The organism is Halopseudomonas sp. (genome assembly GCF_047631575.1).
GTDB lineage: Bacteria > Pseudomonadota > Gammaproteobacteria > Pseudomonadales > Pseudomonadaceae > Halopseudomonas.
On sequence record NZ_JBLIAB010000010.1, the window covers coordinates 46,068 to 62,389 of the forward strand.

General features: G+C 53.0%; 14 protein-coding genes, 3 tRNA genes and 1 pseudogene. 15 read left to right on the top strand and 3 right to left on the bottom strand.

What is annotated here, in order from left to right:
- Positions 1-35: 35 nt before the first annotated feature.
- From ACJAXR_RS14395 to ACJAXR_RS14430, 8 genes and pseudogenes are all read left to right on the top strand, one after another.
- Positions 36-1,277 carry an aspartate kinase gene (locus tag ACJAXR_RS14395; RefSeq protein WP_415058957.1) on the top strand — a complete coding sequence of 414 codons (1,242 nt, stop codon included), beginning with the start codon at positions 36-38 and terminating at the stop codon, positions 1,275-1,277.
- A 213-nt stretch (positions 1,278-1,490) separates the two neighbouring features.
- Complete coding sequence (gene csrA / locus ACJAXR_RS14400) at positions 1,491-1,676, top strand: carbon storage regulator CsrA (RefSeq protein ID WP_092386879.1); 186 nt, start codon at positions 1,491-1,493, stop codon at positions 1,674-1,676.
- A 60-nt stretch (positions 1,677-1,736) separates the two neighbouring features.
- Positions 1,737-1,828 (top strand) — tRNA-Ser (locus tag ACJAXR_RS14405).
- Between the two features lie 96 nt (positions 1,829-1,924).
- Positions 1,925-2,001, top strand: a tRNA-Arg gene (locus ACJAXR_RS14410).
- Between the two features lie 326 nt (positions 2,002-2,327).
- Positions 2,328-3,617 (top strand): annotated as a pseudogene (gene mgtE / locus ACJAXR_RS14415) (magnesium transporter); the annotation flags it as partial.
- Positions 3,618-3,794: 177 nt separating this feature from the next.
- Positions 3,795-4,049, top strand: coding sequence for an OadG family protein (locus ACJAXR_RS14420; protein WP_415058958.1), 255 nt, complete (start codon positions 3,795-3,797; stop codon positions 4,047-4,049).
- Between the two features lie 49 nt (positions 4,050-4,098).
- Complete coding sequence (gene oadA, locus ACJAXR_RS14425; RefSeq protein ID WP_415058959.1) at positions 4,099-5,877, top strand: sodium-extruding oxaloacetate decarboxylase subunit alpha; 1,779 nt, start codon at positions 4,099-4,101, stop codon at positions 5,875-5,877.
- Between the two features lie 10 nt (positions 5,878-5,887).
- Positions 5,888-7,024, top strand: a complete 1,137-nt coding sequence (locus tag ACJAXR_RS14430) for a sodium ion-translocating decarboxylase subunit beta (protein WP_415058960.1) — start codon at positions 5,888-5,890, stop codon at positions 7,022-7,024.
- Positions 7,025-7,106: 82 nt separating this feature from the next.
- Here ACJAXR_RS14430 and ACJAXR_RS14435 read toward each other — a convergent pair whose 3' ends face one another.
- Entirely contained in the window at positions 7,107-7,430 is a 324-nt protein-coding gene (locus tag ACJAXR_RS14435) for an Arc family DNA-binding protein (RefSeq protein ID WP_415058961.1), read from the bottom strand.
- A 353-nt stretch (positions 7,431-7,783) separates the two neighbouring features.
- On the opposite strand from ACJAXR_RS14435, the gene ACJAXR_RS14440 reads away from it, so the two are divergent.
- The 6 genes from ACJAXR_RS14440 to ACJAXR_RS14465 all read left to right on the top strand — a co-directional run bounded on the left by ACJAXR_RS14440 (position 7,784) and on the right by ACJAXR_RS14465 (position 13,862).
- A tRNA-Arg gene (locus ACJAXR_RS14440) sits at positions 7,784-7,860 on the top strand.
- Between the two features lie 636 nt (positions 7,861-8,496).
- Positions 8,497-9,525, top strand: coding sequence for an amino acid ABC transporter substrate-binding protein (locus ACJAXR_RS14445; RefSeq protein ID WP_415058962.1), 1,029 nt, complete (start codon positions 8,497-8,499; stop codon positions 9,523-9,525).
- A 94-nt stretch (positions 9,526-9,619) separates the two neighbouring features.
- Complete coding sequence (locus ACJAXR_RS14450) at positions 9,620-10,804, top strand: amino acid ABC transporter permease (protein WP_415058963.1); 1,185 nt, start codon at positions 9,620-9,622, stop codon at positions 10,802-10,804.
- A 9-nt stretch (positions 10,805-10,813) separates the two neighbouring features.
- Positions 10,814-11,908 (top strand): amino acid ABC transporter permease, encoded by a 1,095-nt coding sequence (locus ACJAXR_RS14455; protein ID WP_415058964.1) that lies wholly within the window; start codon positions 10,814-10,816, stop codon positions 11,906-11,908.
- A gap of 10 nt (positions 11,909-11,918) precedes the next feature.
- Positions 11,919-12,683: an amino acid ABC transporter ATP-binding protein gene (locus ACJAXR_RS14460; protein ID WP_415058965.1), complete on the top strand. Its 765-nt coding sequence runs from the start codon at positions 11,919-11,921 to the stop codon at positions 12,681-12,683.
- Positions 12,684-12,803: 120 nt separating this feature from the next.
- On the top strand, positions 12,804-13,862 hold the full coding sequence (locus ACJAXR_RS14465) for a GGDEF domain-containing protein (protein ID WP_415058966.1): 1,059 nt from the start codon (positions 12,804-12,806) through the stop codon (positions 13,860-13,862).
- 85 nt (positions 13,863-13,947) lie between these two features.
- On the opposite strand, the gene ACJAXR_RS14470 is transcribed toward ACJAXR_RS14465, so the two are convergent.
- Positions 13,948-15,777 carry a 7TM diverse intracellular signaling domain-containing protein gene (locus tag ACJAXR_RS14470; protein WP_415058967.1) on the bottom strand — a complete coding sequence of 610 codons (1,830 nt, stop codon included), beginning with the start codon at positions 15,775-15,777 and terminating at the stop codon, positions 13,948-13,950.
- A 100-nt stretch (positions 15,778-15,877) separates the two neighbouring features.
- Entirely contained in the window at positions 15,878-16,024 is a 147-nt protein-coding gene (locus ACJAXR_RS14475; protein ID WP_415058968.1) for a hypothetical protein, read from the bottom strand.
- Between the two features lie 81 nt (positions 16,025-16,105).
- On the opposite strand from ACJAXR_RS14475, the gene ACJAXR_RS14480 reads away from it, so the two are divergent.
- Complete coding sequence (locus ACJAXR_RS14480) at positions 16,106-16,267, top strand: hypothetical protein (RefSeq protein ID WP_415058969.1); 162 nt, start codon at positions 16,106-16,108, stop codon at positions 16,265-16,267.
- Positions 16,268-16,322 lie beyond the last annotated feature (55 nt).

Genomic DNA, 16,322 nt, shown 5'->3' on the forward strand with positions numbered 1-16,322 from the left:
CAACCGATTTTTTTCAGGGGTGTGGCGCAAGCATAATGGCACTTATCGTCCAAAAATTTGGTGGTACATCCGTTGGCACTGTCGAGCGCATTTGCCAGGTTGCCGAGAAAATCAAGGGCTTCAGAGCCCGAGGTGACGACCTAGTCATCGTTGTATCGGCGATGAGTGGCGAAACAAACAGGCTGATCGAATTGGCCCGTCAAGTTCAGCTTGATCCTGACGCCCGCGAGCTGGATGTGATTTTGTCGACGGGTGAGCAAGTGACTATCGGCTTGTTGGCCATGGCGCTTAAAGCGATTGATGTCCCGGCGGTATCCTATACTGGATCGCAGGTGCGCATTGTGACCGACAGCGCGCACAATAAAGCGCGCATACTGCATATTGATGACGTCAACATCCGCGGTGAGCTAGCGTCTGGCAAGGTCGTCGTAGTCGCTGGCTTTCAGGGGGTGGATGAGCAAGGCAATATCACTACCCTGGGTCGGGGCGGCTCAGACACTACCGGCGTTGCGCTCGCCGCAGCACTCAAAGCCGATGAGTGTCAGATCTATACCGATGTGGATGGTGTCTACACCACTGACCCGCGTGTTGTTAAAAGCGCGCGCAGGCTTGAGCGGATCACGTTTGAAGAAATGCTGGAAATGGCCAGTCTGGGCTCCAAGGTGCTGCAGATAAGGGCGGTGGAATTTGCCGGTAAGTACAATGTGCCACTCCGGGTTTTGCATAGTTTCAAGGAGGGTCCAGGGACCCTGATCACGATCGAGGATGATGCTTCAATGGAAAAACCCGTCATTTCCGGAATAGCTTTTAACCGCGATGAGGCCAAGTTGACGATTCGAGGCGTACCGGATGTTCCCGGTGTGGCCTTCAAAATACTCGGTCCTGTCAGTGCGGCGAATATCGAAGTCGACATGATTGTGCAGAACGTGTCGCGCGACAACACTACCGACTTTACCTTTACCGTACATCGGAATGATTTTCGTAAGGCCGAAGAAATACTGCGTCATGTGGCAGACACCTTGGGCGCGCGGGAAGTGGCAAGCGATAACCGAATTGCCAAGGTTTCTATTGTTGGTGTAGGTATGCGCTCCCACGCTGGTGTTGCGAGTCAGATGTTCGAAGCGCTATCGGATGACGGTATCAATATCCAAATGATTTCTACCTCCGAAATCAAGATTTCGGTGGTGATAGACGAGAAATATCTCGAACTGGCCGTGCGCAGCTTGCATACGGCTTTCGGTCTCGATACCGATTCAGTTACCGAAGATTTTCTTTGAGAGTTTGCGGTTACGCAGCGAGCGTGATCGCGGGGGTGTGGTTTCTGGCTGTCGCACCCATCTGTCTTCAGTCACTGTGTAATACGTCGCAACGACGGGGCGAACGACTTTGCCTCTAGTGTTGTCATACGAATACCGCAGCGGCGGGCTGACAGGCAACATGCCGGTTTTTTGCAGACTGCTGTGTCCTGATCATGAGCAAGGAGAAATGGAATGCTTATTTTGACTCGAAGGGTTGGTGAGACCCTGATGGTAGGTGATGAAGTCACTGTGACCGTGCTGGGTGTTAAAGGTAATCAGGTGCGGATTGGGGTCAACGCACCCAAGGAAGTGGCTGTTCACCGGGAAGAAATCTATCAGCGCATCCAGAAAGAAAAGGATGACGAACCAAATAGTTAATTTCATTGAGTTTTTGTTTGCATTAGTGGCTGCGCGCAGTTACTATTTTGCGCGTGTTACGGAGAGGTGGCCGAGTGGCTGAAGGCGCTCCCCTGCTAAGGGAGTATACCTGTTAAAGGGTATCGAGGGTTCGAATCCCTCCCTCTCCGCCACTTTTGTGGTATAGGATTTTCGAACGTTAGTTTCTGAATCAAAAGGAAAAAAGCGTTTGACAGCTAAGATTCAACCCCTATAATACGCCCCATAATGCACTCGTAGCTCAGCTGGATAGAGTACTCGGCTACGAACCGAGCGGTCGGAGGTTCGAATCCTCCCGAGTGCACCATTTAATAGACCCACTGGTTATCCGGTGGGTTTTTTTTTGCCTGGCGATGCTGCACCCCAGTCTGGACAGGTTAAATCCCTGCTAGGCTTTTGGGAGTTGGCCGTCGTAGACGGCGCCAGACAAGGCACTCCCATGGTTTTTGTCCGCTCACTGCGTTTTTCCAGGGAAGCTTGACCATGCCAGTCCCGAATAGAAAATCACCCGAAAGCCTTCAGGATCGCCTCGATCAAGTGATGGGGCTGTTGCGCCTGCACGAGCTCGCTAGTGATGCGAGCTCACAGTCAACGCAGCGCAGCGAAAAGCCGGACGGATTGTCGGATGACGTCCAAACCCTGAACGAATTGCAGCAGAAGCTCGAGGAGCTTCACCCGGCCGACGTCGCTTTTATTCTGGAGTCACTGCCGCTTGATGAGCGTCTGGCGGTCTGGCAGATGGTTCAGACCGAGCGTGACGGTGAAGTTTTGCTTGAAGTGTCCGTTGCTGTGCGCGAGACGCTCCTTGCCGACATGGACAGTCAGGAGATCATTGCTGCTGCCAATAGTATGGATGCAGATGAGTTGGCTGACCTGGCACCTGATCTCCCGCGTGATGTTGTCCGTGAGCTGATGGACGCGCTCGACGCACAGCAGCGCGAGCGTCTGAAGTCGGCGCTATCATTTGATGAGGATCAAGTTGGCGCGCTGATGGACTTTGATATGGTGACCATTCGGGATGATGTCACTCTCGAAGTCGTCAGCCGTTATCTGCGACGCTTCGATACACTACCTGATCATACTGATAAATTGTTTGTGGTTGACCTTCAGGGTGTTCTCCAGGGTGTGTTATCGGTAAAAAAACTGTTGGTAACCCCGGATGATCAGCTTGTAGCCGATGTCATGGCAAGCGACCCTGTTATTTTTGACCCTTGCGATGACGCGGGTGAGGCCGTTCAGGCTTTTGAGCGCTATAACCTCGTTTCAGCCCCGGTGGTCGATAGCAAAGGCCGGTTGCAAGGCCGTCTGACCATCGAGCAGATGCTTGATTATATCCGCGAAAAAAGCGAGACCGAGGCGTTAAACGCCGCCGGCCTGTTAGAAGAAGAGGATATCTTTGCATCGGTCTGGAAATCGGTTCGTAACCGCTGGGCCTGGCTGGCCATCAATCTATGTACCGCCCTGGTGGCCTCCCGTGTGATCGGGCTTTTCGAGCATTCGATCGAACAACTGGTTGCCTTGGCTGCGCTGATGCCGATTGTCGCCGGCGTGGGCGGCAACTCCGGAAATCAGACTATTACCCTTATTGTCAGAGGTATTGCCACAGGGCAGGTGCAGCTGGCACATGGTGAACGTCTGTTGCGCAAAGAGGCGGGCGTTGCTTTGATCAATGGATTGGTATGGGGTGCGGTACTGGGTGTTGTTGCTTGGTTGTTGTACTTCAACTTGCCTTTATCAATAGTGCTGATGTCGTCGATGGTGCTCAATATGATGTTGGCAGCGTTGATGGGTGTGGCCATTCCGTTATTGCGTGTACGCATGGGGGGGGACCCTGCGCTGGGTTCCAGTGTGTTGATAACGGCGATTACCGATAGCGGTGGTTTCTTCATTTTTCTGGGTCTGGCGACGGTGTTCTTGCTGTAATTTGATGTCGCTTTGTTTGCCAAAAATGTCACATCAGGATACATTGGCTCGGTTTTGTGACCAGGCTGACTATCTGCTGATGGTCAGATTTCTGGCTCTGAAGGCTTGCGGGATGACAGCGCGGCCGATCATGCCGTAAGGCATCCGCGATGCATCGTACTTATTGCAGGAGAGACAATGAATTCGTCTGAACTGATAATGATTGGCTTGGAATTGATGTTACTGGGCATGGGCTCGGTATTCGTATTCCTTATACTGCTCGTGGCGGTCACCACCGCCATGTCATCGATTTTAACCCGCTTTTTCCCGGAGACGCTAGCTGTTGCCAAGCCGTCTAAACGGGCCAGGCCAGCGGCTGGAGCGGCCATCGATCCCGAGATGGTTGCGGTAATCGGGGCGGCTATTAAACAGCATCGCAGCCGCCACGGCTGATCCCTTTTTTGCGCGTTTATTAATTTAAAACTAGAAAGGCCATAACAATATGACCGATACCAAGCAGCAGCCCTTGGGCATTACGGATGTCATTCTGCGAGACGCCCACCAATCCATTCTTGCGACCCGTATGCGTCTGGACGACATGTTGCCTATTGCCGGCAAATTAGATCAGGTTGGCTTCTGGTCAGTGGAGTCGTGGGGTGGTGCTACCTTCGATGCTTGTATACGCTACCTGGGTGAAGATCCTTGGGAACGCATTCGTGAGCTGAAGAAAGCGATGCCCAACACGCGCCAGCAGATGCTCCTGCGTGGTCAGAATCTTCTCGGCTACCGCCACTATGCCGATGATGTGGTAGAGAAATTCGTCGAGCGTGCTGCGGTAAATGGCGTTGACGTGTTTCGGGTGTTTGACGCAATGAATGACCCACGAAACATGGAAACCGCCCTCAAGGCTGTGAAGGCCCAGGGTAAACATGCTCAAGGCACTATTGCCTATACGACCAGCCCGGTGCACACCATCGAGATGTGGGTAGATCTGGCCAAGAAAATCGAGGACATGGGTGCCGAATCCATTGCGATCAAGGATATGGCCGGCATCCTCAACCCGTACATTGCCTTCGATCTTGTTACGCGACTGAAAAAGACGTTAAGCATTCCGGTGCACATGCAATGCCATGCGACGGCTGGATTGTCTACTGCGGCTATCCTCAAGGCTGCTGAAGCCGGCATTGATAATGTCGATACCGCTATTTCGTCCCTGTCGATGACCTATGGCCACTCGCCAACCGAATCTGTTGTAGCCATATTCCAGAACACGCCGCGGGACACCGGCCTGGATCTTCTCCTGCTTGAAGAATGTGCGGCTTACTTCCGCGAAGTGCGCAAGAAATATGCGAAGTTCGAAGGCACCCTCAAGGGTGTCGATTCGCGCATTCTGGTCGCTCAAGTTCCAGGCGGTATGCTTACTAATATGGAAAACCAGCTTAAGGAGCAGGGCGCGAGCGACAAGTTTGATGAGGTGCTGGCAGAGATACCCCGTGTTCGTGAAGATCTCGGCTTTATTCCACTGGTCACCCCGACTTCTCAGATTGTCGGCACACAGGCCGTTATTAATGTTCTGACCGGTGAACGTTTCAAGTCGATCACCAAGGAAACTGCGGGCATCCTCAAGGGTGAGTACGGCGCAGCGCCTGCACCGTTCAATAAGGAATTACAGGCCCGCGTGCTTGATGGCGCAGAGCCGGTTACCTGCCGTCCTGCCGATTTGCTCGAGCCAGAGATGGAGAGGTTGACCGCCGAACTCAAGGGCATAGCCAAGGAAAAAGGCATCAAGCTTGCGGTCGACGAGATTGACGACGTCCTGACGTATGCGCTGTTCCCGCAGATAGGCTTGAAGTTTCTTGAAAATCGCGGTAATCCGGATGCCTTCGAGCCCGTTCCGACGGGTAATGAAGTTGCCTCGACAGGCAAGCCGGCTGAGCCCGAAGTCTATACGGTTACCGTCAATGGCAAAGACTTTGTTGTCCAGGTGAGCGAGGGTGGCGATATCACTGGCATCAAGCCCATTGGTGATGCCTCTGCGACTGCCCCGTCGGCCCCTGCAGCTGGAGGTGGTGACCCACAGCTAGCGCCTTTGGCGGGCAATATCTTTAAAGTGCTGGCCGAGGTCGGTGATCATGTAGAGGAGGGTGATGTAGTCATTATTCTTGAAGCCATGAAGATGGAAACCGAAGTGCAGGCGTTCAAGACAGGCACTATAGGTAGTTTCAACGTCAAGGTCGGAGACGCGGTCAGCGTTGGCGATACCTTGCTGACAATCGGCTGAGGGGAATTGAATGGATAGTCTTCTTCAGCTTTGGCAGAGCACGGGTTTCTTTCAGATGAAGCCGGGCCAAATGGTCATGATCCTAGTGTGCTTGGGTATGATTTATCTGGCAATTCGCAAGGGGTTTGAACCTCTATTGTTGATTCCGATTGGTTTCGGCGGGATCCTGGTGAACTTACCTGTAGCGGCGATGGGAGACCCAGGTGGTCTGCTGTACCTTATTTATCAGGTGGGTCTGCCGACCACGGTATTCCCGTTGTTGATTTTTATGGGCGTGGGTGCAATGACCGATTTCGGCCCCATGCTGGCGAATCCGCGTACCCTGCTGTTGGGTGCGGCTGCGCAGTTCGGGATTTTCGGCACGTTGCTTGGAGCCTTGGCACTGACTGCCTGGGGCATCCCGGGATTTGAGTTTTCGCTCAAGGAAGCTGCTTCGATTGCGATCATTGGGGGTGCAGATGGTCCGACCTCCATTTACGTTACATCCCAGCTCGCGCCTCAATTGCTTGGTCCGATCGCCGTCGCAGCTTATGCCTATATGGCTTTGGTGCCGATGATCCAGCCACCCATCATGCGTGCGCTGACCAGCGAGAAAGAGCGGGCTATCGTGATGACGCAGCTGCGTGTAGTGAGCAAGGCTGAGAAAATCATCTTCCCGATCTTGTTGCTCCTGCTGGTTGCCTTGCTGCTGCCTTCGGCAGCGCCGCTGGTGGGCATGTTGTGTTTCGGTAATTTGATGCGTGAGAGCGGTGTGGTTGAGCGCTTGGCCGATACCTCGCGCAACGCATTGATCAACATCGTTACCCTGGGGCTGGGGCTGGCGGTAGGCTCCAAGCTGTCTTCGGAGTCGTTCCTGCAGCTCACCACGCTGGGTATTCTAGTGTTGGGTATGGCGGCATTCTGTGTTGGTACGGCCTCAGGGGTACTGATGGCCAAGTTGATGAATGCGGTCAGCAAACAGGCTATCAACCCCCTGATCGGTTCTGCTGGCGTCTCGGCGGTGCCTATGGCGGCTCGTGTGTCCAATAAGGTAGGCCTGGAGGCGAATCCGCAGAACTTTCTGCTGATGCATGCCATGGGGCCGAACGTGGCGGGCGTCATTGGTTCTGCTGTTGCGGCTGGTATCCTGCTTACCTTTGTGGGTTGAGTCAGGGTTCTGGCATTGATTCCGCCAATAAAAAAACCGCTCATCTGAGCGGTTTTTTTATGCCGGTTGAGCTGGCCTTGGATCAGGAGACGGACTCTTCTCCGGGCAACAGGGCTAGTAAAGCGTTCTGCTGGCGCCGGCTCATTTCTCTGAAGCGAAGTAGCATATCCCGTTCCGGGTGACTTAGCCCGTCAAGCTGCTTGTCATTGAGTATTTGCCTGGAGGGCTGTTCAGGAAGTGTGGGCAGATCAAGCAGGCTGTGTTCGAGCCTGGCGATAATTTCTGAGTTCATGCTTCGATGATGTTGCCGGGCTACTTCTGCGATATGTTCGCGCATGCCATCGGGAAGTCGAACAACAAACTTGTCGGCGGTTCGGCTGGTGAAATTTTGAGCTGCTGTTTTCATAATGGGCAACATTAATCGTCTGGGAGAATGAGCGCTACTGGCGTTTGCATCACGCCAGATTGCCTTTTACAAGTATAGCTTGAATGCACCGTGTAGCAGATAGCTAACAAGCCCACCGTTAAATATTTTGATACTTTATACCTGTTTTAATAAGTACTTGTCAGTATACGCCAAAAAAATGCCCTATTTTTGTGACGTATTTCCGACATTGAACTGCTCTCGTCTATCCATAGACCAATCAGTCATCATAAGGCTGGAGGGGGACTAAGCTGGCCAAGTCGCTGATTGATCGGGTAATATGCGCCGCTCAAGCTGCTTGTTTAAAAGCTTGGTCTCGCAGAAGTATTCCCTGTGCGCCTGTAGCTCAGCTGGATAGAGCGACCGCCTCCTAAGCGGTAGGTCCCCGGTTCGAATCCGGGCTCGCGCACCACTTAAAAAGAGGCTTGTCAGGTTTGAATCTGGCGAATCTTACTTACATTCCCGAAGATAGACGGGCAGCGCCTCAATCCTGTTCCACTCCGGTATCCCGAAGGTGGAATTTTGTATCGGATTTGACGTCATGGGTGCGCCCAATTCAGCGGCTGAAGCTAACCGGCTCTGTCGTTTGTTCTAATCGCGTACAAAGCTAATGCGCGCATCAAAAGCCAGAGCACAATCACCGCACCGATCCATCCGCAGCACAAACAAGCTACCCAATACGATTCGGTAACGCAGCTGGTGAAAAGCTGTCCGCTGTAACGGTGATCTGGATTGGTGCGTAGCAGGCAACCCTGTGTCCGTTCAGGGAGCACAGGTAAACGTCAATTCGACAATGGAGAAACATAAATGTCGCAATTGTGTACATATTCTTTGGAAAAAACTCTCCTGATGCACTTAACTGTACTGGTACAGCCCTTGCAGTGTCACAAAGGACTGTGGACTGGCGGTTCGTCAGCTGTCTCGCGCGTGCCGCGGGATGTTCTCCTTTCCAGCACGACAGTTTGACTGTCATGGTGTTCAAGGTCCGTTTGGGGCCAGACTCGGAGAGTGAGACTCCATAATAATTATTCTAATCTGGAGATTTTCAATGAAGACGGTGAAAACGACCCTTGCAGTATTTGCTACCGCCGCTGCACTAGGGGCCAGCAGCTTCGTTCAAGCAGGCGCTACCCTTGATGCGGTTCAGAAAAAAGGATTCGTCCAATGCGGCATCAGCGACGGTTTGCCAGGTTTCTCCTACGCCGATGAGAAAGGCAACTATCTGGGCCTGGACGTAGATGTTTGCCGTGCGGTTGCCGCAGCGCTGTTTGGTGATGCAACCAAGGTACGCTTCAGCCCGTTGACGGCAAAGGAGCGCTTTACCGCCCTGCAGTCGGGTGAAGTCGATGTTTTATCGCGCAACACCACTTGGACCAGTTCACGTGATGCGAGCCTGGGTCTGAACTTCGCTGGCGTTAATTACTATGACGGTCAGGGTTTTCTGGTTAACAAGAAGTTGGGCGTCACCAGCGCCAAGCAACTTGATGGAGCGACGGTCTGTATCCAGGCGGGAACAACCACCGAATTGAATGCTTCAGACTATTTCCGTTCCAATGGCATGAATTTCACCCCCATCACGTATGACACCTCTGACGAAAGCGCCAAGTCGCTTGAATCGGGCCGGTGCGATGTGCTGACATCCGATCAGTCGCAGTTGTATGCGCAACGTATCAAACTGGCTTCTCCGGACGACTATGTGGTGCTTCCGGAAGTGATATCCAAAGAGCCTTTGGGGCCGGTTGTCCGCCACGGCGACGACGAGTGGTTTGATATCGTTAAATGGTCCCTGTATGCCATGCTCAACGCCGAGGAGTTGGGTATTACCTCTGCGAATGTTGAAGAGATGGCTAAAACGACAGGCAATCCGGACGTAGCACGCTTGCTTGGCTCCGAAGGCGAATACGGCAAAGAACTTAATTTGCGTAAGGACTGGGCTGTCCAGATCGTTAAGCAAGTGGGTAACTACGGTGAGAGTTTCACCCGTAATGTTGGCGCGCAAAGCGAGCTGAAAATTGAGCGCGGCCTGAACGCGTTGTGGAACAATGGTGGAATTCAGTACGCGCCTCCAGTGCGCTGATACCTGCTTGCAATCGACCTTGAACGGTTGATTGCATTGTTTCGCTGATGTGAATCGCCCGCAGGCGTTGCGGGTGATTTGCGAGAGGATTTTCATGCAAACTGCTGCAAAAGCGCCACGTCGTAAAGGCTCCGTCTGGACCGATCCCAAGGCGCGGGCCTGGATTTTTCAGCTTATAGCCATTGTTGTGGTCGTGGCACTGGGCTGGTTTTTGTATAGCAACACCATGATCAATCTGGAAAAGCGAGGCATCACCACCGGCTTCGCTTTTCTGAATAACACTGCTGGATTCGGCATTGCGCAACACTTGATCGATTACACCGAAACGGACAGTTACGGGCGCGTCTTTGTCATTGGCCTGCTCAATACGTTGCTGGTATCAGTCATCGGTATCGTTATTGCAACCCTGCTGGGTTTTCTGCTGGGGGTAGCGCGGCTTTCGCCGAACTGGCTCATCAGCAAGATGGCAACCGTTTATATAGAAACATTTCGGAATATTCCCCCGCTGTTGCAGATTCTGTTCTGGTATTTTGCGGTGATGTTGTCGTTGCCGGGACCTAGACAAAGTCTAGGTCTGTTCGAGAAATTCTATCTCAACAGTCGCGGCCTCTACATGCCTTCCCCCAGCTTTTCGGAAACCTTTGGGCTATTTCTGGGAGCCTTGGGTTTGTCGGTTGTGGTGATCGTTGTTTTGGCGTTCTGGGCAAAGGCCCGGCGCGAAGCTACAGGCAAAATATTCCCTGTGTCTATTGTCGCAATCGGCATTTTGCTGCTGGTGCCTGGTCTGGCGGTGTTGATCGCGGGTAACCCGATCGATTGGACCGCTCCTCAGCTGACCGGTTTCAATTTTACCGGTGGTTGGGTGTTGATTCCGGAATTGATTGCGCTGACCCTTGCTCTGACGATGTATACAGCGGCCTTCATCGCCGAGATTGTGCGTGCCGGTATCCAGTCGGTCAGTCACGGTCAAACGGAGGCAGCAAGCTCGCTGGGTTTGCCGCCAGGCAGGACACTGCGTCTTGTGATAATTCCCCAGGCGTTGCGTGTGATCATCCCGCCATTGACCAGTCAGTACCTGAATCTGGCAAAGAATTCCTCGTTGGCGGCGGCGATCGGTTACCCGGAGATGGTCTCGCTGTTTGCTGGGACCGTGCTTAATCAGACGGGTCAGGCGATTGAAGTCATTGCGATTACCATGAGCGTTTATCTTGCCATCAGTATCAGCATTTCCATGTTGATGAATTGGTACAACAAGCGCATTGCGCTGATCGAGCGGTAAGGACAGCCCATGCAAACTCACGATTTCAAACCCGATCTTCCGCCTCCGCGCCAGAGTATTGGGGCTATTGCCTGGCTGCGCGCGAACCTGTTCTCCAACTGGTTCAACGGCATGTTGACGCTGGTTGCTTTCTATATGATCTGGTTGATTGTTCCACCCTTGCTGCAGTGGGCGATTCTGGATGCGGACTGGGTCGGCCAGACGCGCGCTGACTGCACCAGCGGGGGTGCCTGCTGGGTTTTCATCAAGGAGCGTTTTGGGCAGTTCATGTATGGATTTTATCCGACGGAGTTGCGTTGGCGTGTTGATTTGACCTTGATTCTGGCGATCGTCGGTGCAGCGCCCCTGTTTGTCTCGATAATGCCACGTAAGGCGTTCTACGGTATTGGATTTCTGGTGATTTATCCGCTGCTGGCATATTGGTTGCTGCACGGCGGTATGGGGCTGGAAGTGGTACGGACCAGTCAGTGGGGCGGCTTGATGCTCACGTTGGTCATTGCGGCTGTGGGTATCGCGGGCGCTTTACCACTGGGCATTGCACTGGCACTGGGGCGACGCTCCGATATGCCAGCCATTCGTGTTATTTGCGTTACCTTTATTGAGTTTTGGCGTGGGGTTCCACTGATAACGGTGTTGTTCATGTCATCAGTGATGCTGCCACTCTTCCTTCCTGAGGGGATGAGCTTCGATAAACTGATTCGCGCGCTGATTGGTGTAATTCTGTTCCAGTCGGCTTATATAGCAGAGGTTGTGCGTGGGGGCTTGCAGGCGATACCCAAAGGACAATACGAGGCTGCAGAAGCGATGGGGCTGGGATATTGGCGCGTGATGGGGCTGATCATACTGCCTCAGGCACTGAAAATGGTCATACCGGGTATTGTTAACACCTTTATTTCGCTGTTCAAGGATACCAGCCTGGTGATCATTATCGGCCTGTTCGACCTTCTCAACAGCATCAAACAGGCGACTACCGATCCCGCTTGGCTGGGTATGGCTACTGAGGGATATGTCTTCGCTGCCCTGGTTTTCTGGATTTTCTGTTTCGGCATGTCGCGTTACTCCATGCATCTGGAGCGCAAACTCGATACCAGCCACCGGAATTAGGAGTAGTAACATGAGCGAAACAAATGCAGAGCCGGTCATTGCCGACCGTATGGTTCAGATGCAGGGCGTGAACAAATGGTACGGTAATTTTCATGTGCTCAAGGACATCAATCTCGACGTCAAACTGGGTGAGCGTATTGTTATCTGCGGACCTTCAGGCTCTGGCAAGTCCACTACCATCCGTTGTCTGAACCGCCTGGAAGAGCATCAGCAGGGACGCATTATCGTCGACGGTACCGAACTCACCCACGACCTCAAAAATATCGAGGCAGTGCGGCGTGAAGTGGGAATGGTATTCCAGCACTTTAATCTCTTTCCTCATCTGACAGTCTTGCAGAACTGCACGCTATCGCCCATGTGGGTGCGGCGAATGCCCAAGCGAGAGGCGCATGAGTTGGCTATGCATTTTCTCGAGCGGGTTCGAATCCCCGAGCAGGCGCATAAATTCCCAGGGCAATTGTCAGGCGGCCAGCAGCAGCGCGTCGCCATTGCTCGGGCGCTGTGCATGCAGCCCAAAATCATGTTGTTTGACGAGCCGACGTCATCGTTGGACCCGGAGATGGTCAAGGAGGTTCTCGATACCATGGTCGGTCTGGCAGAAGATGGTATGACGATGCTCTGTGTCACCCATGAGATGGGCTTTGCCCGAACGGTAGCGGATCGGGTGATCTTCATGGACCGTGGGGAAATAGTGGAAGAAGCAGAGCCCAATACGTTTTTCACTAATCCAGTAAACGAGAGGACAAAGCTGTTCCTGAGCCAGATATTGCATTGATGCAGGTGTTATTTAGCGGACGGCTATGGCTTGTACTTCAAGTTATACTTCTAATATTGTCAGTTTGAGCTACGACCTTTTACCTCGCTGGGCAGATCCCACGGAAGGAGCCAGTCTTCAATGGACATAATAAGGACCGAGGTTCCGCCTAGGAATGGCAGGCCGCAATTCTGGCAGCTGGCCAGACGCTGCTGTCAGCTGGCAGCGTCGGTCGATGTCGGCCTTTTCTTTCTCTTTCATATTCTCGGTTCACCTGTCCTGGCCTGGATCAACGTGGTCAGCGTGCCTTTATATCTTTTTGCCTACCACTTGTTGAGTACCCGTCGGGGTCGACCAGCTATTGTTATTATCTGGTTTGAAGTGATTATTCATGCTTTTTTGGGAACCCTGCTGATTGGTTGGGATAGCGGCTTTCATTATTTTCTGTTGATGTTCATTCCCGCACTCTTTGCTGGCATGCGTGGCCGTAACGCCTGGATTGCGGCCATTATTTTGTGGAGTTTCTACGTTGGTCTTTATGCCTTGATGTGGTTCGTCGAACCTCTGCAGCCGATTTCTTCCGGCGCTCTGCTAGGCGTGTTTCTGTTCAATGTGACCGTCGTCTTCTTTATGTTCAGCTATTTATCGCTCTTCTACGTTGCCACCGTTTCAAGGTCTCAGCGTGCCCTGCGACGACTAGCGACAACCGATGTGCTCACCGGACTGTTCAACCGAGGACACATGTCCGATCTGGCCGAAAATGAAATAGCTAGACTGGCGCGCAGCGGCGAACAGTTGAGCTTTCTGCTCTTGGATATCGATCATTTCAAGCAGTTCAATGATCGGTATGGGCACGATACTGGTGATCGTATTCTTGAGCGTCTTAGTACGGTACTGGCACAGACGTTGCGCGAGCAGGACTTTATCGGGCGCTGGGGTGGCGAGGAGTTTCTGGTGGTGTTGACCGACACCGGTAATGAGCAGGCGCTGCTGACTGCTGAGCGTATTCGCTGTACGGCGGAAACTCACTCGTGGGTGTTTGGGGAGCTGGAGTTATCGGTCACGGTTAGCGTCGGCGTCACTCAGTATTGTGTGGGGGAGGATTTGAGTGCGGTGGTAGCCAGGGCTGACACGGCGCTGTACGAAGCCAAGCGGCTGGGTCGAAACCGTGTTGAGGTCGACCCTCTCGTAGCTCACTGATACGGACTATCCTGTCAGAGGTAGGCCCTTATGCCTGACCACGGTTCTGAGTGGAATCAGGTTGTTGCCGACCTTGCACAGGTGTTCATTTATTCGTGCTGGCAAGTATGCCCAGCGCAACCTGATTGCGGCCTTTGTACTTTGCCTCGTAGAGGGCGCAATCCGCTGCCTTGAGCAGCGCATGCATCGCTTCTTCGTCTACGGAATGGGGTACTGTGCCTGCAACGCCTATACTGACGGTCAGATGCAGGGTCTGTTTTGGTACTTGGATAGGCGTATTAGCTATAGCCTGACGGACATATTCTGCCAGGTCCATTGCGCCTTCCGGTAAGGTATCGGGCAGAATGACCAGAAATTCCTCACCGCCATAGCGGCACACTATATCGCATGGTCTTTTCACGCATGTCTGGAGGGTGCGGGCAACCTGCCTCAATACGTCGTCACCTGCCTGATGCCCTGCACTGTCATTAATAAACTTGAAATGATCGAGATCAAGCATCAAAACAGAAAGAGTCGTGCGTTGTCGAAAAGCGCGTGACCACTCCAGAGGGAGCATCTGATCCATGTATGCGCGATTGCGCACGCCGGTAAGACCATCGGTTGTATTGAGCTCATTGAGTATACGGTTCTTGTCTTCCAGTTCTTTCAGCGCACTATCGAGTTCACTGGTTCGCTCCGTGACCCGGTGTTCAAGCAGTGCGCGTGCCTCGCGGTCAATGTCGACTGCATGCTGCTTTAGCATTCGGACCCGGTCTGCCAGCGCAAAGGAAAGCAGAATCATCTGCAGTGAGGAGCCGAGTTGTAAGCTGTACTCCGTCACTAGGTTGCGTGGCAGCAGATGGAAGGTTTTGAGTGCGTACATAGCGACGCCCACGAGCAGGAATGTAAAGGCGAGCAGAAAGAATCGGGCTGCTCGATGTCCTCGGGCCAAGCTGTTGAAAGCGGCAGTAAATACCAGAAAAGGAACCAGGACTGCAGAGCCAGTCGCCATCTGAATGGCAATATGATAAGGCGCAAAAAATGCTGCGACGGCGCCCAGCGCCAGAGCCCCTAGTGCGATACGTTGAACGATGTCCAGACGTGGCAGGGTAATGCGGGTGCGCAGGAAAGCACGTGTCAGCATGACCATGGCGGCCATGGAGATAAAGATTGTGATGGGCAAAGCGCGGTTGTTCCACTCGGGTAGATTCGGCCAAAGATACTCAAAAGCCAGACCGTTGAGGTTCAGTTGGAATATTGCGAAACCCGCGATGTAAAGGAGGTAGTACAGATAGCTGTTGTCGCGGATGGAGAGGAAGGTCAGCAGGTTATAAATCAATAGCGCCAGCAGCACGCCGTAGTAGAGGCCCAGCACATATTGTTCATCGCGAACATCAGCAACAAAGCGAGGTGTGCTGAATAGCACCGCGGGCAATTGCATTGATCCTTGGGTCTGCACGCTCAGGTAAAGCCATACGCGCTCTTTGGGCGGAATTGGAAGCAATACCGTAAAATGACGATTCTTGATTGGGCGACTGGCGAAAGGCATGGCGTCCCCACCGGCCTGTGCCAATAGAAAATCGCCAGACGAATTGATCAGGTAGGCGCCTATATGATCAAGAGGCGGGTAGCGTACCTCAAGGACCCAGCGCTGCTCGGCATCGTCTGCGCGTTGTAATTGAGTGCGGAACCAATAGCGCGCAGGGGTGAAGCCGAAATTGGGCATTTCTTTTTCGATACGGCGGTATGCTGACTGAGGCAGGCCGTGGGCAATCTCTGCGGTGATTGTTAGCTCTGCGTCCTCGATATACTCCCAATGACCTTCTAGGCTCACGCGCGAATCCTGAGCGTGCAGGGTTAATCCCACTTCAGCTCTGACAGCTGTACAGGTCAACAGAAAGAGTAATGCCAGCAGTGGAGTATAAGCAGGACGCATTTTTTATTGTTGCCTCACCAGTGAGGCCATCCTAGCGCAGATCATGTCTGCTTGAAACTGCGCCAAGGCAAGGGATGGTCGCTCTGTGCAGCTGACAGTTTCAGTCTTCGCCGTTGACGTCAACGTCATCAGGTAAGGCCTCGGGTTCTTTTTCGTTTTGTTTCTCGGACTCTAGGTCGTCCGGGCTATCCAGTGGGTCCTGATCATCGCTGGCCAACTGGAAGGCTCTTAGTGTCGGTTCGTTCATGTTTTGGCTCCGATTGTAGTCATTTTTTGTGTGCGTTTGGTAGCTCACAAAGCGTAGCAGGCCTGGTAATGAAGAAGAAAGATGGGAACTTACGACGCGCTTATCGCCCTGTTTGGAAGTGCCGAAACCTATCAGAGTTTCGCCGAGCAGATTCACACTGATGGGTTTGCGTCGATACTGGCGGTGGGCGTGACGCCTACCCCTTTACAAATCGCCATGCTGGCTGCGGGTGCCACAGGCTAATCGTTTCCGCTTTTTTTACTTGCCGTTACAGTCTCCCGATCGCTGCGTTATTACG